Origin of the sequence: Pseudomonas sp. FSL W7-0098, from assembly GCF_005930585.1 — a bacterium.
GTDB lineage: Bacteria > Pseudomonadota > Gammaproteobacteria > Pseudomonadales > Pseudomonadaceae > Aquipseudomonas > Aquipseudomonas bubulae.
In genome coordinates, this window is record NZ_RXHW01000006.1 from 23,909 (window position 1) to 46,153 (window position 22,245).

A 22,245-nucleotide genomic window follows, 5' to 3' on the forward strand; every position below is an offset into this window, starting at 1 on the left:
AAACAACAAGGCCCGGATTGTACCGGGCCTTGGCAAAAACATCAGCCTTATGGCTAAAGGCCTTCAAGGGCCTCGTAAGCACGACGCACCGGACCAAACGAACGGCGATGTATCGGTGTAGGCCCCAGGCGCTCAAGGGCTGCAAGATGAACGGCCGTTGGGTAACCCTTGTGCCCGCCAATGCCATAGCCAGGGTACTGCAGCTCGAATGCAGCCATTTCGCGGTCACGGCTGACCTTGGCCAGAATCGATGCCGCGGCAATTGCCGGTACCTTGCTATCGCCCTTGACCACGGCCTCGGCTGGCATGGCCAGCTTGGGGCAACGATTACCGTCGATCATGGCCAGTTTCGGGGTAATGCTCAGTCCTTCAACAGCGCGCTGCATGGCCAGCATGGTGGCGTGCAGAATGTTCAGCTCGTCGATTTCTTCGACTTCGGCCCGGGCAATGCACCAGCTCAGTGCTTTTTCACGAATTTCGTCGAAGAGCTTTTCGCGACGGGCTTCAGTGAGCTTTTTCGAATCATTGAGCCCGGCGATAGGCCGATTGGGGTCGAGAATCACGGCGGCCGTTACCACAGCACCGCACAAGGGGCCACGACCCACTTCATCGACACCCGCCACGAGGTCTTCGACCAGATTGAAGTCCAAGCCGATTTGCATGGTTACTTTACTCATTTGGATTGTGCAATCAGGTCCAATACCGCTTTGGCGGCCTGATTGGAAGCGTCGAGACGCAAGGTGCGATGAATTTCGTCAAAGCCGCGGGTCTGCTCTTCACCACCCTCAAGCAAAGGCAGCAAGGTGCGGGCCAGTGCCTCAGGCGTGGCTGCATCCTGCAACAGCTCGGGCACCAGCATGCGCTGGGCCAGCAAGTTGGGCAGCGACACATACGGGCTTTTGACCAGACGCTTGAGAATCCAGAACGTGAGACGCGCAAGGCGATAAGCCACCACCATCGGCCGCTTGTACAGCAAGGCTTCAAGGGTGGCCGTGCCGGATGCGATCAGCACCGCATCACAGGCCGCTAGCGCGAGGTGCGACTGGCCGTCGAGCAAGGTCAGCGGCAAGTCGCGCCCCACCAGCAACTGTTCGATCTGCTCACGACGCGCTGCGCTCGCGCAAGGCAACACAAAGCGCACATCAGGGCGAGCTTGGCGGATTATTTGCGCGGCATCGAGAAACAACCCGCCAAGCTTGCCAACTTCGCCACCACGACTACCCGGCATCAAGGCGACCAACGGCCCGTCAGGCAGGCCCAACTCGGCGCGCGCACCGGCCTTGTCGGCCTCAAGAGGAATGGTGTCTGCCAGCGAATGCCCGACAAAACGCACGGGCACACCGTGCTCTTCGTAAAAGCGCGCCTCGAATGGCAGCAACGTCAGCATCAAATCGCAACCTTCGCGGATTTTCAGCACGCGCTTCTGCCGCCACGCCCACACGGACGGGCTCACATAATGCACGGTCTTGATCCCGGCACGACGCAATTGAAGTTCGATATTGAGGGTGAAGTCGGGGGCGTCGATGCCGATAAACACGTCGGGCTTTTCGGCGATCAGGGTCTGAACCAACAGCTTGCGGCGCTTGAGCAATTCACGCAGACGACCCAGCACTTCAACCAGGCCCATCACCGACAGACGTTCCATCGGGAAGTAGGAGCTCATGCCCTCTGCTTCCATCAATGGACCACCCACGCCGATAAATTCGATATCAGAATGCTGGGCCTTGAGTGCCCGCATCAACCCCGAACCCAATATGTCGCCCGAGGCCTCACCCGCTACCAGCGCGATACGCAATCTGGCCATGACTAGCGCGTGATGCCGCGAGTGGAAGAGCGAATGGACTCTACAAACATGGCAACTTCCGGGAACTGCGCAGCAGGCTCTGCCAATTCCGCAAGCGCCTGATCAACAGTCAACCCCTGGCGGTAAACCACCTTGTAGGCACGACGCAAGGCATGGATGGCATCGTCACTGAAGCCGCGACGACGCATGCCTTCGAAGTTCATGCTGCGTGCTTCGGCAGGGCTGCCAAACACGGTTACAAATGCAGGAACGTCCTTGCCAATGGCAGTGCCCATGCCCGAAAAGCTGTGCGCACCGATGTGGCAGAACTGATGGACCAGGGTAAAACCGGACAGGATGGCCCAGTCACCCATGTGCACATGGCCTGCCAACGCAGAGTTATTGACCAGGATGCAATGATTGCCAATAACGCTGTCATGGCCGATATGGGCATAGGCCATTACCAGGTTGTGATCACCCAGCGTGGTTTCAGAGCGGTCCTGAATGGTGCCGCGATGAATGGTGACACCTTCACGAATCACGTTGTGGTCACCGATCACCAGGCGAGTTTCCTCACCCTTGTACTTCAGATCAGGGGTGTCCTCGCCTACCGAAGAAAACTGGTAGATGCGATTGTGCTTACCGATCCTGGTTGGGCCCTTGAGAATCACATGCGGCCCAATCACAGTCCCCTCGCCGATTTCCACACCAGCGCCGATGATCGACCAAGGGCCGACCTCGACGTCGTCGGCCAAAATGGCCGTCGGATCGATGATTGCGCGAGGGTCAATCAAACTCATAGTTTGCGTTCCGCACAAATGATTTCAGCCGAGCATACCGGCTTGCCGTCAACCGTTGCCTGGCACTCGAACTTCCAGATGGAACGCTTGCAGCTCAAGAACTTGGCCTCAAGGATCAGTTGATCACCTGGCAGCACAGGCTGACGAAAGCGTAGCTTGTCGGAACCTACGAAGTAATAAAGTGTACCGTCAGCCGGCTTAAGGTCCATCATCTTGAAACCAAGGATGCCGGCTGCCTGAGCCATGGCCTCGATGATCAACACGCCCGGCATGATCGGGTGGGCCGGAAAGTGACCGTTGAAAAAAGGCTCATTGATGCTGACATTCTTGTAGGCACGAATGCGCTTGTTCTCGACATCCAGATCCACCACTCGGTCCACCAGCAGGAACGGGTAACGGTGGGGCAGATATTCGCGAATCTCGTTGATGTCCATCATTTCGTGGGGAAGCCTGTAATAAAGATTGGGCGCGCGCGACTAAGGCGCGCTCCTCTAGCAAATCAAGGAAGCAAACCAATGGCTCTGCACGCTTGATATGGAAATTGTATTAACCTTTTGAAGAAGCTTTACCGCCGGGGGTCACTTACCGACGTGCTTTTCCAGTTGTTTCAATCGCCGGGCGATATCGTCCAGCTGACGAATACGTGCCGCACTTTTGCGCCACTCGGCGGCCGGCTGCATCGCGGTACCGGAAGAGTAGGCGCCAGGCTCGGTAATCGAGTGGGTCACCATTGTCATGCCAGTCAAGAATACATTGTCACAAATTTCAATGTGCCCCACCAAACCGACACCACCTGCCAGCATGCAGTGCTTGCCGATCTTGGTGCTGCCCGAGATCCCGACACATGCGGCCATGGCCGTATGGTCACCGACCTGAACGTTGTGCGCGATCTGGATCTGGTTATCCAGCTTGACCCCATTACCGATTACGGTATCGGCCAGGGCGCCGCGGTCGATGGCCGTGTTGACACCGATTTCGACATCATCACCAATGGTCACACCACCGATTTGCGCGATTTTTTGCCACACGCCTTTTTCGTTGGCAAAACCAAAGCCTTCACCGCCCAGCACTGCGCCCGACTGAATAACCACGCGCTTGCCGATGCGAACATCGTGATAAAGCGTCACGCGTGGAGCCAGCCAGCCGCCTTCACCGATTTCGCAACGCGCCCCGATAAAGCAATGAGGGCCCACCGTGACACCGGCAGCGATGCGCGCACCGCTTTCGATGACGGCAAACGCACCAATGCTCGCCGCAGGGTCAACCACCGCGTCAGCAGCAATCACTGCCGATGGATGAACGCCGGCAGTGGCTTTGGGCTTGGGATCAAACAGATGGGAAATCCGCGCATAAGCCAGGTAAGGATCCGGCACAACCAGGGCATCACCGGGATACTCTTCGGCGTCAGCAGCCTTGAGCAATACAGCTCCGGCCTGGCAGTCGACAAGGAATTTTCGGTACTGGGGGTTGGCCAGAAAGCTCAACTGAGCTGGGCCAGCCTCTTGTAAAGTGGCTAGCCCAGTGATTTCTTTCTCCGCAGAGCCACGCAAGGTGGCCCCGAGGAACTCGGCCAATTGGCCGAGTTTTATAGTCGCAGTCATAATTACTTCAGCTGATTCATGCGCTCGATAACTTGGCGAGTGATGTCGTACTGAGGTTTAACATCAATCACAGCACCACGCTCGAACACCAGGTCAAAGGCGCCTTTTTTGATGACTTCTTCAACAGCGCTGTCCAGTTTCGGCTTCAGCTGTTTCAGCATTTCACGGTCAGCAACGGCTTTGGCTTCGTTCAGTTCCTTGGACTGGAACTGGAAGTCACGGGCCTTTTGCTTGAATTCAAGCTCCAGACGCTCACGCTCGCCCTGCTGCATCTTGTCGCCGCCTTTTACCAGACGGTCCTGAATACCCTTGGCGCTGCTTTCCAGGCTTTTGAGCTTGGTCAGTTGCGGGCCAAATTTCTTCTCGGCATCTACGGCGTAACGCTTGGCGGCGTCCGATTCAAGCAATGCCATCTGATAGTTCAGCACGGCAATTTTCATGTCGGCGAAAGCCGGGCCAGCCACTAGAACCGAAGCCAGGAGAACCAATTGAGTCAACTTACGCACGATGCACTCCTAAAAAATCCGTTGTCTGTATCTGAAGTCAGGCTTTAGAAAGTCTGGCCGAGGGAGAATTGGAACACTTGAGTGTCGGCATCATCCGGTTTCTTGATCGGCATGGCCAAGCTGAAACTCAGCGGGCCAAGCGCAGTCACCCAGGTCACACCAACACCCACAGAGCTGGCCAGGTTGCTGAAGCCGATATCGCAATCCTTGGTATCGCCCTTGCAGTTGGTGTCGAACACGTTACCCACATCCCAGAACACGGAGGTGCGCAGGGAACGCTGGTCTTTGACGAACGGCATAGGGAACAACACTTCCACACCACCCTGGATCAGCACGTTACCACCGAATGGCAGCGGATCCTGGTCCGGGTCGGCAATGGTGCCTACGTTACCGGTTACACCAGCACCACGGCTTGGGGTGCTGCGTGGGCCCAGAGCGCTGTCCTTGAAGCCACGTACCGAGTTGAAGCCACCCGCGTAGTAGTTTTCATAGAACGGCAGGCCTTCGGTGGAACCATAGCCATCACCATAGCCCAACTCGGTGTGCAGGCGCATGGTGTAGGTGTCGGTCAACGGCTGGAACAGCTGGGCACGGTAGTCCAGCTTGTAGAACTGCAGGTCGCTGCCTGGAATGGTGGTTTCAAACACCAGGCTCTGCGAGCTGCCGCGAGTCGGCAATACGCCTTTGTTCAGGGTCGATTCAGACCAGCCGACCGATGCCTTGAAGTTGAGGTACTTGTCGCCTTCACGGTTTACGAAGTCGAAAATCTCGTCAACGGTGTACTGGCCGGTGCTGATTTCATCCTGCTGCACAGTCAGGCCATAGGTCAGGCGCGATGTGTCGCTGATCGGGTAGCCCATGGTGATACCAGCACCCAGGCTGTCCACCGAGTAGTTTGCTACGTCAACGTCCAGGTCTTTGTAGTCGGTAGTGCGGTAGAAAGCGTTGTAACCCAGGCTCACACCATCAGCTGTCCAGTACGGATCGACATAGCTGAAGTTGTAGCGGCTCTGGTATTCGCTGCGGGTCAGGCCAATGCTGACCTTGTTGCCCGTACCCAGGAAGTTGTTCTGGGTAATCGAACCGCCCAGGATCAAACCTGCGCTCTGGGCAAAACCGACGCTGGCGGTAATGGAACCCGACGCCTGCTCTTCTACTGCATAGTTCACGTCAACCTGATCGTCAGTGCCTGGCACTGCCGGAGTCTCGACGTTGACTTCCTTGAAAAAGCCCAGACGCTCAAGGCGGACCTTGGACTGGTCAATCAGGTAAGTCGATGCCCAGCCACCTTCCATCTGGCGCATTTCGCGACGCAGCACTTCGTCAGCCGACTTGGTGTTGCCGCGGTAGTTGATGCGGTTGACGTAAGCACGCTTGCCCGGATCGACCACAAAGGTGATGGCCACGGTGTGATCTTCAGGGTTTGGCTGAGGTACGCCGTTGACGTTGGCGAAGGTATAGCCCTCGTTACCCAGACGACGGGTGATCAGCTCCGAGGTGGTGGTCATCAGCTTGCGCGAGAACACCTGGCCCGGCTGAACCAGCAGCAGCGACTTGATCTGATCTTCCGGAACCTTGAGGTCACCGCTCAGTTTCACTTCGCCAACATTGTATTTTTCGCCTTCATTCACGTTTACGGTGATGTAGACGCTTTTCTTGTCAGGCGTGATCGATACCTGGGTCGAAGCAATATCCATATTGATATAGCCGCGATCGAGGTAGTAGGAGCGCAGACGCTCAAGGTCACCCGACAGTTTTTCACGTGCGTACTTGTCGTCGTTCTTGAAGAACGACAGCCAGTTCGTGGTCTTGAGTTCAAACAGGTCAACCAGGTCGGACTCAGGGAAAACCGTGTTGCCCACCACGTTGATGTGCTGGATCGCGGCAACCGTGCCCTCGTTGATATTGACCTTCAAGGCAACCCGGTTACGCGGCTCGGGCACCACTTCGGTGTCTACCGTCGCCGAGTAGCGGCCCTGGGCAACATACTGGCGTTGCAGTTCGTTGCGCACGCCTTCAAGGGTGGCGCGCTGGAAGATTTCACCTTCGGCCAGGCCCGACTGTTTAAGACCTTTCATAAGGTCATCAGTGGAGATCGCCTTGTTGCCGTCAATGGTGATGCTGGAGACGGAAGGACGTTCGACAACCGTGATAACAAGCACATTGCCATCACGACCCAGTTGGATGTCCTGAAAGAACCCGGTTTTGAACAACGCACGAGTGGATTCCACCAGACGGCGGTCATCCGCTACTTCACCCACGTTCAGAGGCAACGCGCCAAACACGCTACCGGCGGAAACCCGCTGGAGGCCGTTGACACGGATATCAGAGATAGTGAAGGACTCGGCGTGAACTTCGGCGATCATCAGTACGGCGAGAACCGCAGTTAGCAGCAGACGTTTCATGAAGTCCTTTCTTATTCCAACTGGCAATAAACAAACTGCCGCAAAATGCGGCAGATTCGCAATTCAGCGAAGCGTTTACAGACGGCCCAGATCGTTGATCAAGGCAAGTAACATCACCCCGACCACCAAGCTGATACCGATCTGCATTCCCCAACCCTGCACCCGATCCGACAAGGGGCGACCACGCACCCACTCGATCAGATAAAACAACAAATGTCCCCCATCCAGTACAGGTATGGGCAACAAATTCAGAACCCCGAGGCTGATACTCAGATAAGCCAGGAAATTCAGGAAATCAGCAACACCCGACTGGGCAGAAGCGCCCGCCACTTTAGCAATGGTTATCGGTCCACTCAAGTTTTTTACCGAGAGCTCGCCGAACAACATTTTCTTGAGTGAGTCGAGCGTCAATATGCTCATGGTCCAGGTGCGTTTGGCCCCCTCCCCGATTGCCGCGAGCGGGCCATAGCTGACTTCACGGATCATCGATGGTGGCCAGTCGACACCTTTGACGCCGGCCCCCAGATAACCGGTTGCTGCCTTGCCTTCGCCACGCGCAGCCAGCGTGACCGGAATCTCTACCGGCACACCGTCGCGCTCGACATGCAAAACAATACGGGCTTGCGGATGTACCCGCACCCAGTCCACGACCTGCTGCCAGTCCTTGACCGGCTGATCGTCGATGGCCAGCAGCTTGTCACCGGTTTTAAGCCCGGCAGCCTGGGCAGGGCCTTTAGGGTCGAGTTCTGCCAGAACGGCTGGCAACTCGGGACGCCATGGGCGAATCCCCAACGACTTGATCGGATCCGGCTCATCAGCGCCCTTGAGCCAGTCTTTCAATACCAACTGACGGGACGTTTCAGCCGTCGTACCCGGCTCACGCACCACCACCTGCAACGAACCGCTTTCGCCCAGACGGCGAACCAGCTGCAGGTTGACGTTTGACCAGCCCGTGGTTGGCTCGCCATCAATGGAGACAATTTCCTGACCGGCAGTCAGCCCGGCCTGAGCCGCCAGGCTGCCACCCTCCACAGCACCGATGACCGGCCGCACCTGCTGGCTGCCCATCATTGCCAGCACCCAGAAGAACCCCATGGCCAACATGAAGTTGGCAATTGGCCCGGCCGCAACGATGGCAATGCGCTGGCCTACGGTCTTGCGGTTGAACGATTGATCGCGCTGCTCGGCGGGCACTTCGCCTTCGCGCTCATCGAGCATCTTGACGTAGCCACCCAACGGAATGGCAGCAACTACAAACTCGGTGCCCTGGCGGTCATGCCAGCGAAGCAGAGGCGTACCGAAGCCCACGGAGAAGCGCAGAACCTTGACGCCACAACGGCGCGCCACCCAAAAGTGACCGAATTCATGAAAAGTGACCAGCACACCCAATGCCACCAGGGTGCCAACAATCATATAGAGCGCACTCATCTACTTTCTCCGCGATTCTGTCCGGTTCCGGCTCACATCACTTTCAGCCGTTACGACTCAACCACTGTTCAGCCAGCATCCGGGCTTTGCTATCTGCGGCAAATACCGCTTCCAATTCGTCGACGGCCACAACGGGCTCGCTGTTCAATACGTCTTCGATAATACGCGCGATCTGCGGATAACGGATTCGCCCGTCCAAAAAGGCGGCCACGGCAACTTCGTTTGCCGCATTGAGCATCGCTGGCGCGCTATTGCCCGCCATGGCAGCCTCGCGAGCCAGACGCAAACAAGGGAAGCGTTGCTCGTCAGGGCGCTGGAAGTCCAGCCGCGCCACTGCAAACAGGTCCAACGGCGCAACACCCGAGTCAATCCGCTCAGGCCAGGCCAGGGCATTGGCAATCGGCGTACGCATATCGGGGTTGCCCAACTGGGCCAGCACCGAGCCATCCACATAATCGACCAGCGAGTGAATCACGCTTTGCGGATGGATCACCACCTCGACCTGTTCCGGGCGTGCATCAAACAGCCAGCAGGCCTCGATCAGCTCCAGGCCTTTGTTCATCATGCTGGCCGAATCTACCGAAATCTTGCGCCCCATCGACCAATTGGGATGAGCACAGGCTTGATCCGGCGTGACGTGCTCAAGCTCTGCCAGCGGCGTCTCACGAAATGGACCACCAGAGGCTGTCAGCAAAATCCGACGAACACCGACATTACCCAGGCCACGGGAAAAGTCCCGGGGCAAGCACTGGAAAATCGCGTTGTGTTCGCTGTCGATGGGCAGCAATACCGAACCGCTGCGACGCACGGCCTGCATAAACAGGTCGCCGGTCATCACCAACGCTTCTTTGTTGGCCAGCAGGATCTTCTTGCCGGCATTGACCGCCGCCAGTGTCGGGCGCAGGCCTGCGGCACCGACAATTGCCGCCATCACCGAATCCACTTCGGGAGCCGACGAAACCTGACACAAGCCCTCCTCACCTACCAATACCTCGGTATTGAGCCCGGCTGCGCGCAAATCCGCCTGTAACTGGCTGGCAGCACGCTCATCCGGCACCACGGCAACCTGCGGCCGGTGCTTGATGCACAAGGCCAGCAGTTCGGCGAGACGGCTGTAGCCTGTCAGGGCAAAGGCCTGATAGCGGTCAGGGTGACGCGCAATAACATCCAGGGTGCTCAGGCCAATGGAACCCGTAGCCCCCAGAACAGTAATCTGTTGTGGACGGCTCATGAAGCCGCCATCCACAGCAATACAGCAAATACCGGGATCGCCGCCGTCAGGCTGTCGATACGATCCAGTACACCACCATGGCCCGGCAGCAGGTTACTGCTGTCTTTGACCCCGGCCTGGCGTTTGAACATGCTTTCCGTGAGGTCGCCCACCACCGAAATCAGGACGATCACAGCAGCGCCCAGCAGCGCAACAAACATCTGCGAAGCGCTCCAGTCACGCACTATACCCACGACCGCGGTGATCAGCAGGCTGAGCAACAGACCGCCAAATACACCTTCCCAGCTTTTGCCCGGGCTGACCTTGGGGGCAAGCTTGCGCTTGCCGAATTTGCGCCCGGAAAAATAGGCACCAATATCTGCGCCCCATACCAGAACCATCACCGCCATGATCAGCCAGTTGCCCAGCGGCATCGCCTTGATCAGGACCAGACCTTGCCAGGCCGGCAGCAGGATCAACAGACCGATCACCAGCCTGGCCGCCATACTCGACCAGTGCGCAGCCGATTGCGGAAAGGTCAGCACCAGAAAGGTCGCTGTCGCCCACCACAACACCGCCGCGCCCAGCACCCAGGGCGCCAGATCGGGGAATATATGCAGCCCCAACAGCAGCGCGGCCACTACTACAGCAAACAGCACCCGTGCACCTTGCGCCTCAAAGCCGGCAAGACGCGCCCACTCCCAGGCACCCAGGGTCACGACCAGGCCAATAAACAGCGCAAAGCCGCTGCCCTCGAGCAGGAAAAAGCCACACAAGGCAATTGGCAGCAAGATAAGTGCAGTGATGATTCTTTGTTTAAGCATTAAATCCGGGCTCCAGCCTCAACCTGCTCGCTCGTTTTACCGAAGCGGCGCTGGCGAGAAGCGAAATCAGCCAATGCGTGCTGCATGGCCTCGTGTTTGAAGTCCGGCCAGAACAGGTCGGAGAAGTACAACTCGGAATAGGCCAGCTGCCACAGCAAGAAATTGCTGATGCGGTGCTCGCCACCGGTGCGGATACACAGATCGGGCAATGGTAGATCACCCGTTACCAGACAGGTTTGCAGCAAACCCGGAGTGATATCCTCCGGCTGCAAGTGCCCTGTCTGGACTTGACGCGCCAACTGCTGCGCGGCCTGCGCGATATCCCACTGGCCACCGTAATTGGCGGCAATCTGCAAGACAAAGCGGCCTTCGCCCACTGTCATTGCTTCCGCTTCACGCATCGCCTTTTGCAAGTCGGGATGAAAGCGCGAGCGGTCGCCAATGATCCGCAGGCTGATCTCGTTTTCGTTGAGGCGCTTGGCCTCACGACGCAGCGCCCTGAAAAACAGGTCCATCAAGGCACTGACTTCAGCGGCGGGCCGCTGCCAGTTTTCACTGGAAAACGCGAACAGGGTCAGTACCTCGACCCCGGCCCCGGCACACACTTCAATGACCGCGCGAACTGCATCCACACCCGCTTTATGCCCGGCAACACCTGGCAGAAAGCGTTTTTTTGCCCAGCGATTATTACCGTCCATGATGATCGCGACATGTCGCGGAACAGATGACGGGTCAGCCTGCTTCGTCTTTTCCATAAAACGCCCTGACCCTTATACGGCCATCAGGTCCGCTTCTTTCTGCTTGGTGGCAACTTCGATATCCGCCACGGCCTTGTCGGTCAGCTTCTGGATATCATCAGCAGCACGACGCTCTTCGTCTTCGCTGATTTCCTTTTCCTTGACCAGGTCTTTCAATTGGCTCAAGGCGTCGCGACGGATATTGCGCACGGCAATACGGGCATCTTCAGCTGCATCACGGGCCTGCTTGGCGAAAACCTTGCGGGTTTCTTCAGTCAGGGCCGGCATGGAGATCAGCAGCAGCTCACCCAGGTTGGTCGGGTTCAGGTTCAGACCGGCGCTCTGGATGGCCTTGTCGACTGCGCCCAGCATGTTGCGCTCGAACGCCACAACTTGAAGGGTGCGGGAGTCTTTGACGGTGATGTTGGCGACCTGGCTGATCGGAGTATCCGAGCCATAGTAAGGCACCATCACGCTGCCCAGAATGCTCGGGTGAGCCTTGCCGGTACGGATCTGGCCAAATGCATGGGCCAGGGATTCCAGCGACTTCTGCATACGCGTTTGAGCGTCTTTCTTGATTTCGTTGATCATTGTTGACCTTCCTCGATCAGAGTACCTTCAGCGCCGCCATGGACAATATTAAGCAGGGCGCCGGGCTTGTTCATATTAAATACACGCAATGGCATTTTGTGGTCGCGGCACAGACAGATGGCCGTCAGGTCCATAACACCCAGTTTGCGATCCAGTACTTCATCGTAAGTCAGATGATCGAACTTCTCGGCATGCGGGTCTTTGAATGGATCTGCGGTGTACACGCCGTCAACCTTGGTTGCCTTGAGCACGACATCAGCGTCGATTTCAATGGCACGCAAGCATGCTGCCGAATCCGTCGTGAAGAAAGGATTACCGGTGCCTGCAGCGAAAATCACCACATCCTTGGCATTCAGGTGGCGCATGGCCTTGCGACGATCGTAATGATCGGTCACACCAACCATGGAAATGGCCGACATAACGATGGCGGAGATATTCGCACGTTCCAGCGCATCGCGCATGGCCAGGGCGTTCATCACGGTAGCCAGCATGCCCATATGGTCGCCAGTCACACGATCCATACCGGCGGCGCTCAATGCAGCACCACGGAACAGGTTGCCACCACCAATCACCAGTCCTACCTGAACGCCGATGCCGACCAGTTGGCCCACTTCCAGCGCCATGCGGTCGAGCACCTTGGGATCGATCCCGAACTCTTCAGAGCCCATCAGGGCTTCGCCGCTTAGCTTGAGTAGAATGCGTTTATAGCGAGCTTGATAACCACTGCCCTGCTGAGCCATTGCGAATCTCTCCTGCCGCGTTTTATAGATAATCTGTGCGAGGTCATTTTTCAACCCGCGCTTGTTCTAGCTGTGGCACTGCACAGCAGCACCATCGGAACACGATTTTGCAAACCGGTTCCGCCGAGAAGGAAAAATCCCCTCCCATTTGAAAAGAGGCTGCGCGCGTGAGCGGGCAGCCTCTTCGGGTCGACAGTTTAGAACCGTCTTATTGCTTGCTTGCAGCCACTTGAGCAGCAACTTCAGCAGCGAAGTCGTCAACTGGCTTCTCGATGCCATCACCTACTTTGAAGTAAGTGAAGGAAACGATTTCAGCGCCGGCTTTCTTGGCCAGATCGCCGACCTTGATTTCCGGGTTCTTGACGAACGCTTGCTCAACCAGGCTGGCTTCAGCCAGGAACTTGCTGATACGACCGGCAACCATTTTTTCAACGATTTCGGCTGGCTTGCCTTTGATCTTGTCTTCGTTGAGGCTCATGAACACGGTTTTTTCGCGTTCGATGGCATCAGCGGAAACTTGCGAAGGCAGCAGGAACTCAGGGTTGCTTGCAGCTACGTGCATGGCGATGTCACGAGCCAGCTCAGCGTTGCCGCCTTTCAGAGCTACAACAACACCGATCTTGTTGCCGTGCAGGTAAGCATCAACAACGTCACCTTCGATGCGGGCCAGACGACGGATGTTGACGTTCTCGCCTACTTTACCAACCAGAACCAGACGATCAGCTTCTTGAGCAGCGATCAGCGGAGCTGCGTCGGTCAGTTTGTCAGCGAACGCTTTTTCAACGCTGTCAGCAACGAATTTTTTGAAGTCGTCTTGCAGAGCCAGGAAGTCGGTTTGCGAGTTGACTTCAAGAATTACAGCCGACTTGTTGTCGTCTGCAACTTTAACTGCGATAGCGCCTTCAGCAGCAACGTTACCTGCTTTTTTGGCTGCCTTGATGGCGCCCGAAGCACGCATGTCATCAATGGCTTTTTCGATGTCGCCGCCAGCCTTGGTCAAGGCTTTCTTGCAGTCCATCATGCCTTCGCCAGTACGCTCACGCAGTTCTTTAACCAACGCTGCAGTAATCTCTGCCATTTCAAAATTCCTCTTGGATAGGTTTTCAACCATTCCACCCGACCGAACGGGCGTTCAATTCGTTTGAAGCGCACCCCGAATCAACCGTGCAGGTCGCCATCTGATACAGATACAACAAACAGGGTTACAACAAATGGATTTCGAGGTGGCAAAAAGGGGGCCAAGCCCCCTTTTTGCGTACTGAGTAAACGCTAGGCGTTAATTACTCAGCCTTCAACTACCGCTGCAGCTGGAGCTTCTTCGACGAAAACGTCGGTGCCGCCAGCAACGTGGTTACGGCCTTTGATCACAGCATCAGCCATCGCACCCATGTACAGCTGGATAGCGCGGATTGCGTCATCGTTACCCGGGATGATGTAGTCAACACCTTCTGGGCTGCTGTTGGTATCGACAACGCCGATTACCGGGATACCCAACTTGTTAGCTTCGGTGATCGCGATACGCTCGTGGTCAACGTCGATAACGAACAGAGCGTCTGGCAGACCGCCCATGTCCTTGATACCACCCAGGCTACGATCCAGCTTCTGCAGATCGCGAGTGCGCATCAGCGCCTCTTTCTTGGTCAGCTTGGCGAAAGTACCGTCTTCTGCCTGGATTTCAAGGTCACGCAGACGCTTGATCGAAGCACGAATGGTTTTGAAGTTGGTGAGCATGCCGCCCAACCAGCGGTGATCCACGTACGGCGAACCGCAACGTGCTGCTTCTTCAGCAACGATCTTGCCAGCGGAACGCTTGGTGCCGACGAACAGAATCTTGTTTTTGCCCTGGGCCAGGCGCTCAACGAAAGTCAGAGCTTCGTTGAACATTGGCAGGGTTTTTTCAAGGTTGATGATGTGGATCTTGTTACGCGCGCCAAAGATGTATTTACCCATCTTCGGGTTCCAGTAACGGGTTTGGTGACCGAAGTGCACACCGGCCTTCAGCATATCGCGCATGTTGACTTGGGACATGATAGTTCCTTAATAAGTCGGGTTAGGCCTCCACGTATCCCAACGACCAACCAGCAGCTTCAAAGCTGAAGGCACCCAGGTCATCGTGTCGACACGTGTGTGGGTTTGTGCTCTGCGGGCTATACCCGCAAAGCGGCGCATTTTATACCACAAGATGCATTAAAAACGAAGTGTGAATTCAGACTTTATTGCTAAAGCGTTGCCCTGCAAGGGCTTACGCCTGGCTTGCTCTTGCTTCTTGTCCAACAATACCACTTCCACCAGCAAAATATTCCAAACACCGAGCAAGCCCATAACAGCGTCGGAGCCAGACGGCCGCACAACACAACAAGTCTGACACCTGGGCCAGGGCCGCTTCTGAATTGACCGAACAGGCCGGCCGGTCGGCCGCCTCGGGGCGCAGTGCTTTTGATCTGCCTGCCCTCCCGGGAGGCCGAGAGGAGGTTCTGCGGAGTGGGTCGACCGGCATGGATGCCGGGAGAGCCGCGATGGGCCATGGATGGCCCGTGGCGGCGGGCCCACGGAGCAGAGCCGGAGCGAGGGAACCTGAGCGCAGCGAAGGCCGTACGATGGGGCGAGGACCTTTTGGTTCCTTTTGGGTCCTTCCAAAAGGGACTCGACGTAAGGTCGAAACCATAGTCTCAGTTAGACACAAATGCTGGATATGTACGCGCAATGCCATTTAAAACTACCGAGTACATACCTATTCGGCCTCACGAAGGGCGAAAAAATCAAAAGCGCGGGCTTCGGCCGCTTACCTTATTCGCGCGGGGCCTTGGAATAGAACCAGGATGCTCCTATCTATTAAGAGAAGCGATGGCTACAGGCCCACGACTAACGCCGACCGTCTGTTAGAATCGTACTTTTATGACGGCGTGCCGCGATTCACAGCACGCCCGCAATCCTGATGATGAGCGCCAACGCGCGAAGAGAGCCCGAATGACCGTCACCCTCAAAACCCCAGAGGACATCGCAAAAATGCGTATCGCCGGCAAACTGGCCGCCGAAGTCCTGGAAATGATCGCCGAGTACGTAAAACCCGGCGTCACCACTGAAGAGCTGGATCGCATCTGCCATGACTATATCGTCAATGTGCAAAAGGCCATCCCTGCCCCGCTCAACTATAAAGGCTTTCCCAAGTCGATCTGCACCTCGATCAATCACGTGGTATGCCACGGCATCCCGGGCGACAAGGTATTGAAGGACGGCGACACCCTGAACATCGACGTCACCGTGATCAAGGACGGCTACCACGGCGACACCAGCCGCATGTTCCACGTCGGCAAGGTTCCGGTATGGGCCGAGCGCCTGTCGCAAGTGACCCAGGAATGCATGTACAAGGCTATCGAAATCGTTAAACCGGGCTGCCGCCTGGGCGATATCGGCGAAGTGATCCAGAAGCACGCTGAAAAGAACGGTTTTTCTGTAGTACGCGAGTTCTGCGGCCACGGTATCGGCAAGGTATTCCACGAAGAGCCGCAGATCCTGCACTACGGCCGCGCTGGCACCGGTATGGAGCTCAAGGCCGGCATGACCTTCACCATCGAGCCGATGATCAATCAGGGCAAGGCCGACACCAAGGTGCTGGGCGACGGCTGGACCGCCATCACCAAGGACCGCAAGCTGTCTGCCCAGTGGGAACACACCCTGCTGGTCACCGACACCGGTTACGAAATTTTCACCCTGCGCAGCGATGACACCATCCCCCGCGTTTCGGCCTGAAACTTGCGTGTTTTCACCGTTTAGCCCGTAAAACCCAGCACAGGAATGCCAATCGATGCCGCAGGTGGATCCAGAACTTTTTGACCGCGGCCAGTTCCAGGCCGAGCTGGCATTAAAGGCGAGCCCCATTGCCGCTTTCAAAAAGGCGATCCGCCAGGCTCGGGAGGTACTCGACGAACGCTTCAAAAAGGGGCGTGATATTCGCCGCCTGATCGAAGACCGTGCATGGTTCGTCGACAACATCCTGCAACAGGCGTGGGACCAGTTCAGCTGGAGCGCTGAGGCCGACATCGCGCTGGTCGCCGTCGGCGGCTATGGCCGCGGCGAGTTGCACCCTTATTCCGATATCGATTTGCTGATACTGCTGGACAACGCAGATCACGAAGTTTTCCGTGATTCCATTGAGCGTTTTCTGACACTTCTATGGGACATAGGCCTAGAAGTAGGTCAGAGCGTGCGCTCGGTGGATGAGTGCGCAGAGCAGGCCCGCGCCGACCTGACCATCATCACCAACTTGATGGAAAGCCGCACCGTGGCGGGCCCCGAGCATTTGCGTCAGCGCATGCTGGACGTCACCAGCACCGCCCACATGTGGCCCAGCAAGGAGTTTTTCCTGGCCAAGCGCGCCGAGCAAAAGGCCCGCCACCACAAGTACAACGACACCGAGTACAACCTGGAGCCTAACGTCAAGGGTTCGCCCGGCGGCCTGCGCGATATCCAGACCATTTTGTGGGTAGCCCGCCGCCAGTACGGCACCCTGAATTTGCGCGCCCTTGCCGGCGAAGGCTTTCTGGTAGAAAGCGAGCACGCCCTGCTGGCCTCGTCCCAGGAATTTTTGTGGAAGGTGCGCTACGCCCTGCACATGCTTGCCGGGCGTGCCGAAGACCGTCTGCTGTTCGACCACCAGCGCAGCATCGGCGAACTGCTCGGCTTTGCCGGCGAAGACGCCAAGCAGACCATCGAAAATTTCATGCAGCAGTACTACCGGGTGGTCATGAGCATTGCCCAGCTCAGCGACCTGATCATCCAGCACTTCGAAGAGGTGATCCTCGCCCCCGAGGACGAAGCGCCGCCAACCCCGTTGAACTCGCGCTTCCAGTTGCACGATGGCTATATCGAAGCCACCAGCGACCACGTGTTCAAGCGCACTCCCTTCGCCATGCTGGAAATCTTCCTGCTGATGGCACAGCACCCAGAGATCAAGGGCGTGCGGGCCGACACCATCCGCCTGCTACGCGAACATCGTTACCTGATCGACGAAGATTTCCGCAAAGACATCCGCAACACCAGCCTGTTTATCGAACTGTTCAAGTGCAAGATCGGCATCCACCGCAACCTGCGCCGGATGAACCGTTACGGCATCCTGGGCCGTTACCTGCCCGAGTTTGGTTTTATCGTCGGGCAAATGCAGCATGACCTGTTCCACATTTATACGGTCGATGCCCACACCCTGAACCTGATCAAACACCTGCGTAAGCTGCAATACACCCAGGTATCGGAGAAATTCCCGCTCGCCAGCAAGTTGATGGCCAAGCTGCCCAAGCCCGAGCTGATCTACCTGGCCGGGCTGTACCACGATATCGGCAAGGGCCGCCACGGCGACCATTCCGAAATCGGTGCCGTGGATGCAGAAGCGTTCTGCATCCGTCATCAGTTGCCGCAGTGGGACACGCGCCTGATCGTGTGGCTGGTACAAAACCACCTGGTGATGTCCACCACCGCCCAGCGCAAGGACCTGTCCGACCCGCAGGTCATCCATGATTTTGCCCAGATTGTGGTGGACGAAACCCACCTCGACTATCTCTATGTGCTGACTGTCGCCGATATCAACGCCACCAACCCGACGCTGTGGAACTCCTGGCGCGCCAGCCTGTTGCGCCAGCTCTACACCGAGACCAAGCGTGCCTTGCGTAGAGGCCTGGAAAACCCGGTGGACCGCGAAGAACAGATCCGCCAGACACAAAGTGCGGCGCTGGATATTCTGGTGCGCGGGGGTACCGACCAGGATGACGTGGAACAGCTCTGGTCACAGCTGGGCGACGACTATTTCCTGCGACACTCCTCTGCCGACGTGGCCCTGCATACCGAAGCCATCCTGCAGCAGCCTGCCGATGGCGGCCCGCTGGTGCTGATCAAGGAAACCACCCAGCGCGAGTTCGAGGGCGGCACGCAGATCTTCATCTATGCACCCGACCAGCACGACTTCTTCGCCGTGACAGTGGCCGCCATGGACCAGCTCAACCTGAACATCCATGACGCACGCATTATCACCTCCAGCAGCCAGTTCACCCTCGACACCTATATCGTGCTCGACAACGATGGCGGCTCGATTGGTAACAACCCGGCGCGTATCGAAAAAATCCGCAAGGGGCTGACCGAAGCCCTGCGCAACCCGGACGACTACCCAACCATCATCCAGCGCCGCGTGCCGCGCCAGCTCAAGCACTTTGCCTTTGCGCCCCAGGTCACGATCCATAACGACGCCCAGCGCCCGGTGACCGTGCTGGAGCTCAGCGCCCCCGACCGCCCGGGCCTGCTGGCTCGCATCGGAATGATCTTTCTGGAGTTTGATCTGTCGCTGCAGAACGCCAAGATTGCCACCCTGGGTGAACGCGTCGAAGACGTCTTTTTCATTACCGATGCAAACAACCAGCCGCTGTCCGACCCGCAGCTGTGCATGCGTTTGCAGGAAGCGATCGTCGAGCAACTGACGGTCAATCAGGATTCAACCCCAGAACCGTGGCGCCTGAGCATTTAACCGCCGCCGAGTGAGACCCGCACCCCATGAACAACGCTCTAAACCAGCTGCAGCCTTACCCGTTCGAAAAATTGCGCGCCCTGCTTGGCAGCGTGCAGCCCAACGCCGACAAGCGCCCGATCGCGCTGTCGATTGGCGAACCCAAGCACCGCTCGCCGGACTTCGTGGCCAAGGCACTGGCTGACAACCTCGACCAGATGGCGGTCTACCCGACCACCCTGGGCATCCCGGCGCTGCGCGAAGCTATCGCCGACTGGGCCGAGCGTCGTTTCAACGTGCCAAAAGGCTGGCTTGACCCGGCGCGCAATATCCTGCCGGTCAACGGCACCCGTGAAGCCCTGTTTGCCTTCACCCAGACCGTGGTCAACCGTGGTGACGACGCTCTGGTGGTGAGCCCGAACCCGTTCTACCAGATCTATGAAGGGGCCGCCTTCCTGGCAGGCGCTCAGCCGCACTACCTGCCGTGCCTGGCCGAGCATGGGTTCAACCCGGATTTCGACGCCGTATCCGTCGACACCTGGAAACGCTGCCAGATCCTGTTCCTGTGCTCGCCGGGTAACCCGACCGGTGCGCTGATCCCGCTTGAAACCCTGAAAAAACTGATCGCACTGGCCGACGAACACGACTTCGTGATCGCCGCAGACGAGTGCTACAGCGAGCTGTACTTCGACGAGAAGACACCACCGGTCGGCCTGCTCAGCGCCTGTGTGGCCCTGGGCCGTGAAGACTTCAAGCGTTGCGTGGTGTTCCACAGCCTGTCCAAGCGCTCCAACCTGCCGGGTTTGCGTTCCGGTTTTGTGGCCGGCGATGCCGACATCCTCAAGGCGTTCCTGCTGTACCGCACGTACCATGGCTGCGCCATGCCGGTACAAACCCAGCTGGCAAGCATTGCCGCCTGGAACGACGAAGACCACGTACGTACCAACCGTGACCTGTATCGCGAGAAGTTTGATGCGGTGTTGGAGATTTTAACTCCGGTACTGGATGTGCAGCGCCCGGATGGCGGCTTCTACCTGTGGCCCAGGGTTGAAGGCGACGACGCCGAATTCTGCCGCGACCTGTTTGCCCAAGAGCACGTCACCGTAGTGCCGGGCTCTTATCTGTCCCGCGAAGTAGACGGTTTCAACCCCGGCGCTGGTCGCGTACGCATGGCCCTGGTTGCGCCACTGGCTGAGTGCGTGGAAGCCGCCGGGCGGATCCGCGACTTTATCCAGCGCCGCGGCTAAACCGCCCCTGTGGGAGCGGGCTTGCTCGCGATGCAAGCGATGCGGTCTGCCAGACGAACCGCTGCGATGCCATCGCGAGCAAGCCCGCTCCCACATAAAGCTGGGTTATTTCACCGTTCCCAGGTTGGCCTCGCTCAAGTCCAGGTCCTTGAGGATTTCGCTCAGGGCGTCGTCGCCGATTTCGTGATGGCGGCGCAAGCTGTACAGTTCCAGCCGCTGCGCCCGCAGCGCCTTGAGCCGCAAGCGGCTTTCCAGCTGGTCCATTTGCGAAGCCAGTGCCTGGGCCTCCGCCGAGTCGTTGTACACCTCAAGCTGATGACGGTACTCAGACATGATCCGCGCCTTTAGCTCAGCCGCCAGAGCCGCCTGGGCCGCATCCTGCTGACCATCGGCCTCCACCACCTCTTCTGCTTCCAGCGCGTGAATCGCCGCTTCTGCGGTGCGCCGCCAGGCTTCGCGCACTTCTTTGCGCATGGCATCGTCCGGGCTTTTTGGAATACCGCGCAACAACACCGGCAAGGCAATGCAGGCCGCCACCAGCGATAGCAAGATCACCCCGGCAGCAATAAAGATCAGCAAATCACGCTCAGGAAAATTCAAACCCTCGCTGACCAGCAGCGGTACCGACATCACGCCCGCCAGGGTCACCGCACCGCGTACCCCGCCCACGGTCAGCAGCCAGCAGGAGCGGGCTGTCGGCACCATCGTCAGCTCGCCCTTGCCACGCCAGCGGCGCAACAGGCCGGACAGCCGCCAGATGCTCTGCACCCAGATGAAGCGCAGCGCCAGCAGCACCAGGAAAATCGCCACCACATCCAGGCAGCGATACATCAAGGTCGGCCACAGAGTCGTTTCGTGGCTGACCACCGCCTTGATGATGTCCGGCAATTGCAGGCCCAACAGCAAAAAGATCAACCCGTTGAAGGCAAACTCCAGCAGCGACCACACACTGCGATTAAGCAGGCGGGTGCTGGTCTGACGCGGCAACAGGTCCAGCCAGCTCTGCATCATCCCCGCCGCCACCGCCGACAGGATGCCCGAAGCACCCAAGCGTTCGGCCAGTACATAGGCGGCAAAAGGCAGCAGCAACATAAACACCACATGGGTGGCCGGGTCATCCCAGCCACGGGCGATCATCCACGCGCGCAAACGCCCCACCAGCCAGCTCAGGGCGACGCCAATGGCCAGCCCGCCACAGGCCACCAAGATGAAGGTCAGGCTGGCATTGGCCAGGGAAAACACCCCGGTAATGGCAGCCACCAGGGCGAACTTGAAGGTCACCAGGCCCGTGGCGTCATTCATCAGCGCCTCGCCTTGCAGCATGTGCATCAAGGGTGCGGGCAAGCGATTCTGTGCAATGGCCGATACCGCCACCGCATCAGTGGGTGACAGTACTGCTGCCAGGGCAAATGCCACCGGCAAGGGGATGGTCGGCAACAGCCAATGGATGAAATAACCCGCACCCACCACCGTAAACAAAACCAGCCCTACTGCCAGGGTCAGAATCGGCCCGCGCAGGCGCCAGAACTCACGCTTGGGCATGCGCCAGCCATCCGAGAACAGCAGCGGCGGCAAGAACAGAAACAGGAACAGCTCAGGTTCCAGCGCCACATGCAGGCCCAGTGTCGGCCAGGCCAGTACGGCACCGGCGGCAATCTGCACCAGCGGCAAAGGCAGAGGTATGACACGCCCCAACAGACGCGAAATCCCCACCAGCATCAGCAGGATAAGGACGGTATAGGCGGTTTGCATATCAGCAGAGTTCCCGAACGATCAGTTTTAAACTAAATAAATAGCAACAATTTCCCATTGCGCTCCATAGTAGCGTCTAACCGTAAAAGCCGAGCCTGAACAAAAGTAGCAGTGCGACGACATGTCACAAGTCT

Annotated in this window: 18 protein-coding genes and 1 pseudogene; 3 read left to right on the forward strand and 16 right to left on the reverse strand. The window is 57.8% G+C overall.

Annotation, left to right across the window (positions count from 1 at the left end; genetic code table 11):
• Window positions 1–53: 53 nt before the first annotated feature.
• The 15 genes and pseudogenes from rnhB to rpsB all read right to left on the reverse strand — a co-directional run bounded on the left by rnhB (window position 54) and on the right by rpsB (window position 14,653).
• Window positions 54–662 carry a ribonuclease HII gene (gene rnhB, locus FHL07_RS12590; protein ID WP_095001317.1) on the reverse strand — a complete coding sequence of 203 codons (609 nt, stop codon included), beginning with the start codon at window positions 660–662 and terminating at the stop codon, window positions 54–56.
• Window positions 663–673: 11 nt separating this feature from the next.
• Window positions 674–1,804, reverse strand: a complete 1,131-nt coding sequence (lpxB, locus tag FHL07_RS12595; RefSeq protein WP_095020568.1) for a lipid-A-disaccharide synthase — start codon at window positions 1,802–1,804, stop codon at window positions 674–676.
• Between the two features lie 2 nt (window positions 1,805–1,806).
• On the reverse strand, window positions 1,807–2,583 hold the full coding sequence (gene lpxA / locus FHL07_RS12600; RefSeq protein ID WP_095001315.1) for an acyl-ACP--UDP-N-acetylglucosamine O-acyltransferase: 777 nt from the start codon (window positions 2,581–2,583) through the stop codon (window positions 1,807–1,809).
• A complete protein-coding gene (gene fabZ, locus FHL07_RS12605; RefSeq protein WP_016781990.1) occupies window positions 2,580–3,020 on the reverse strand; it encodes a 3-hydroxyacyl-ACP dehydratase FabZ in 441 nt (146 codons plus the stop codon). The genes lpxA and fabZ overlap by 4 nt, the downstream gene beginning before the upstream one ends.
• Window positions 3,021–3,129: 109 nt before the next feature.
• Window positions 3,130–4,184 (reverse strand): annotated as a pseudogene (gene lpxD, locus FHL07_RS12610) (UDP-3-O-(3-hydroxymyristoyl)glucosamine N-acyltransferase).
• A gap of 2 nt (window positions 4,185–4,186) precedes the next feature.
• Window positions 4,187–4,690: an OmpH family outer membrane protein gene (locus tag FHL07_RS12615; RefSeq protein WP_003440444.1), complete on the reverse strand. Its 504-nt coding sequence runs from the start codon at window positions 4,688–4,690 to the stop codon at window positions 4,187–4,189.
• 44 nt (window positions 4,691–4,734) lie between these two features.
• Window positions 4,735–7,095 carry an outer membrane protein assembly factor BamA gene (bamA, locus tag FHL07_RS12620; protein WP_095001313.1) on the reverse strand — a complete coding sequence of 787 codons (2,361 nt, stop codon included), beginning with the start codon at window positions 7,093–7,095 and terminating at the stop codon, window positions 4,735–4,737.
• A 75-nt stretch (window positions 7,096–7,170) separates the two neighbouring features.
• Window positions 7,171–8,523 (reverse strand): sigma E protease regulator RseP, encoded by a 1,353-nt coding sequence (gene rseP, locus FHL07_RS12625; protein WP_138738565.1) that lies wholly within the window; start codon window positions 8,521–8,523, stop codon window positions 7,171–7,173.
• A gap of 43 nt (window positions 8,524–8,566) precedes the next feature.
• On the reverse strand, window positions 8,567–9,754 hold the full coding sequence (ispC, locus tag FHL07_RS12630; RefSeq protein WP_095001311.1) for a 1-deoxy-D-xylulose-5-phosphate reductoisomerase: 1,188 nt from the start codon (window positions 9,752–9,754) through the stop codon (window positions 8,567–8,569).
• Window positions 9,751–10,557 carry a phosphatidate cytidylyltransferase gene (locus tag FHL07_RS12635; RefSeq protein ID WP_130872020.1) on the reverse strand — a complete coding sequence of 269 codons (807 nt, stop codon included), beginning with the start codon at window positions 10,555–10,557 and terminating at the stop codon, window positions 9,751–9,753. The genes ispC and FHL07_RS12635 overlap by 4 nt, the downstream gene beginning before the upstream one ends.
• Window positions 10,557–11,312: a polyprenyl diphosphate synthase gene (uppS, locus tag FHL07_RS12640; RefSeq protein WP_095001309.1), complete on the reverse strand. Its 756-nt coding sequence runs from the start codon at window positions 11,310–11,312 to the stop codon at window positions 10,557–10,559. Before uppS ends, FHL07_RS12635 begins: the two co-directional genes overlap by 1 nt.
• 15 nt (window positions 11,313–11,327) lie before the next feature.
• The gene (gene frr, locus FHL07_RS12645; protein ID WP_016781983.1) at window positions 11,328–11,885 is read right to left on the reverse strand and encodes a ribosome recycling factor; all 558 of its coding nucleotides are present in this window, start codon (window positions 11,883–11,885) and stop codon (window positions 11,328–11,330) included.
• The gene (gene pyrH, locus FHL07_RS12650) at window positions 11,882–12,625 is read right to left on the reverse strand and encodes a UMP kinase (RefSeq protein ID WP_003440426.1); all 744 of its coding nucleotides are present in this window, start codon (window positions 12,623–12,625) and stop codon (window positions 11,882–11,884) included. Before pyrH ends, frr begins: the two co-directional genes overlap by 4 nt.
• A gap of 208 nt (window positions 12,626–12,833) precedes the next feature.
• Window positions 12,834–13,703, reverse strand: coding sequence for a translation elongation factor Ts (tsf, locus tag FHL07_RS12655; protein WP_095001308.1), 870 nt, complete (start codon window positions 13,701–13,703; stop codon window positions 12,834–12,836).
• Window positions 13,704–13,909: 206 nt separating this feature from the next.
• Entirely contained in the window at window positions 13,910–14,653 is a 744-nt protein-coding gene (gene rpsB, locus FHL07_RS12660; protein ID WP_016781981.1) for a 30S ribosomal protein S2, read from the reverse strand.
• An 867-nt stretch (window positions 14,654–15,520) separates the two neighbouring features.
• Here rpsB and map point away from each other — a divergent pair.
• From map to dapC, 3 genes are read left to right on the forward strand one after another with little or no spacing between them, the layout of a single operon-like run.
• The gene (gene map, locus FHL07_RS12670; protein ID WP_095001307.1) at window positions 15,521–16,375 is read left to right on the forward strand and encodes a type I methionyl aminopeptidase; all 855 of its coding nucleotides are present in this window, start codon (window positions 15,521–15,523) and stop codon (window positions 16,373–16,375) included.
• 55 nt (window positions 16,376–16,430) lie between these two features.
• Window positions 16,431–19,133, forward strand: a complete 2,703-nt coding sequence (locus FHL07_RS12675; RefSeq protein ID WP_095001306.1) for a [protein-PII] uridylyltransferase — start codon at window positions 16,431–16,433, stop codon at window positions 19,131–19,133.
• A 26-nt stretch (window positions 19,134–19,159) separates the two neighbouring features.
• Window positions 19,160–20,359, forward strand: a complete 1,200-nt coding sequence (gene dapC, locus FHL07_RS12680) for a succinyldiaminopimelate transaminase (RefSeq protein ID WP_138738567.1) — start codon at window positions 19,160–19,162, stop codon at window positions 20,357–20,359.
• Between the two features lie 105 nt (window positions 20,360–20,464).
• Here the strand turns inward: dapC and FHL07_RS12685 are convergent, their stop codons facing one another.
• Window positions 20,465–22,111, reverse strand: a complete 1,647-nt coding sequence (locus FHL07_RS12685) for a Na+/H+ antiporter (RefSeq protein ID WP_095001304.1) — start codon at window positions 22,109–22,111, stop codon at window positions 20,465–20,467.
• Window positions 22,112–22,245 lie beyond the last annotated feature (134 nt).

What these genes read in the sequence shown, in the direction of transcription:
- rnhB (WP_095001317.1), bottom strand. Translation starts at nt 662, where the DNA reads ATGCAAATCGGCTTGGACTTCAATCTGGTCGAAGACCTCGTGGCGGGT.
- lpxB (WP_095020568.1), bottom strand. Translation starts at nt 1,804, where the DNA reads ATGGCCAGATTGCGTATCGCGCTGGTAGCGGGTGAGGCCTCGGGCGAC.
- lpxA (WP_095001315.1), bottom strand. Translation starts at nt 2,583, where the DNA reads ATGAGTTTGATTGACCCTCGCGCAATCATCGATCCGACGGCCATTTTG.
- fabZ (WP_016781990.1), bottom strand. Translation starts at nt 3,020, where the DNA reads ATGATGGACATCAACGAGATTCGCGAATATCTGCCCCACCGTTACCCG.
- bamA (WP_095001313.1), bottom strand. Translation starts at nt 7,095, where the DNA reads ATGAAACGTCTGCTGCTAACTGCGGTTCTCGCCGTACTGATGATCGCC.
- rseP (WP_138738565.1), bottom strand. Translation starts at nt 8,523, where the DNA reads ATGAGTGCGCTCTATATGATTGTTGGCACCCTGGTGGCATTGGGTGTG.
- ispC (WP_095001311.1), bottom strand. Translation starts at nt 9,754, where the DNA reads ATGAGCCGTCCACAACAGATTACTGTTCTGGGGGCTACGGGTTCCATT.
- FHL07_RS12635 (WP_130872020.1), bottom strand. Translation starts at nt 10,557, where the DNA reads ATGCTTAAACAAAGAATCATCACTGCACTTATCTTGCTGCCAATTGCC.
- uppS (WP_095001309.1), bottom strand. Translation starts at nt 11,312, where the DNA reads ATGGAAAAGACGAAGCAGGCTGACCCGTCATCTGTTCCGCGACATGTC.
- frr (WP_016781983.1), bottom strand. Translation starts at nt 11,885, where the DNA reads ATGATCAACGAAATCAAGAAAGACGCTCAAACGCGTATGCAGAAGTCG.
- pyrH (WP_003440426.1), bottom strand. Translation starts at nt 12,625, where the DNA reads ATGGCTCAGCAGGGCAGTGGTTATCAAGCTCGCTATAAACGCATTCTA.
- tsf (WP_095001308.1), bottom strand. Translation starts at nt 13,703, where the DNA reads ATGGCAGAGATTACTGCAGCGTTGGTTAAAGAACTGCGTGAGCGTACT.
- rpsB (WP_016781981.1), bottom strand. Translation starts at nt 14,653, where the DNA reads ATGTCCCAAGTCAACATGCGCGATATGCTGAAGGCCGGTGTGCACTTC.
- map (WP_095001307.1), top strand. Translation starts at nt 15,521, where the DNA reads ATGACGGCGTGCCGCGATTCACAGCACGCCCGCAATCCTGATGATGAG.
- FHL07_RS12675 (WP_095001306.1), top strand. Translation starts at nt 16,431, where the DNA reads ATGCCGCAGGTGGATCCAGAACTTTTTGACCGCGGCCAGTTCCAGGCC.
- dapC (WP_138738567.1), top strand. Translation starts at nt 19,160, where the DNA reads ATGAACAACGCTCTAAACCAGCTGCAGCCTTACCCGTTCGAAAAATTG.
- FHL07_RS12685 (WP_095001304.1), bottom strand. Translation starts at nt 22,111, where the DNA reads ATGCAAACCGCCTATACCGTCCTTATCCTGCTGATGCTGGTGGGGATT.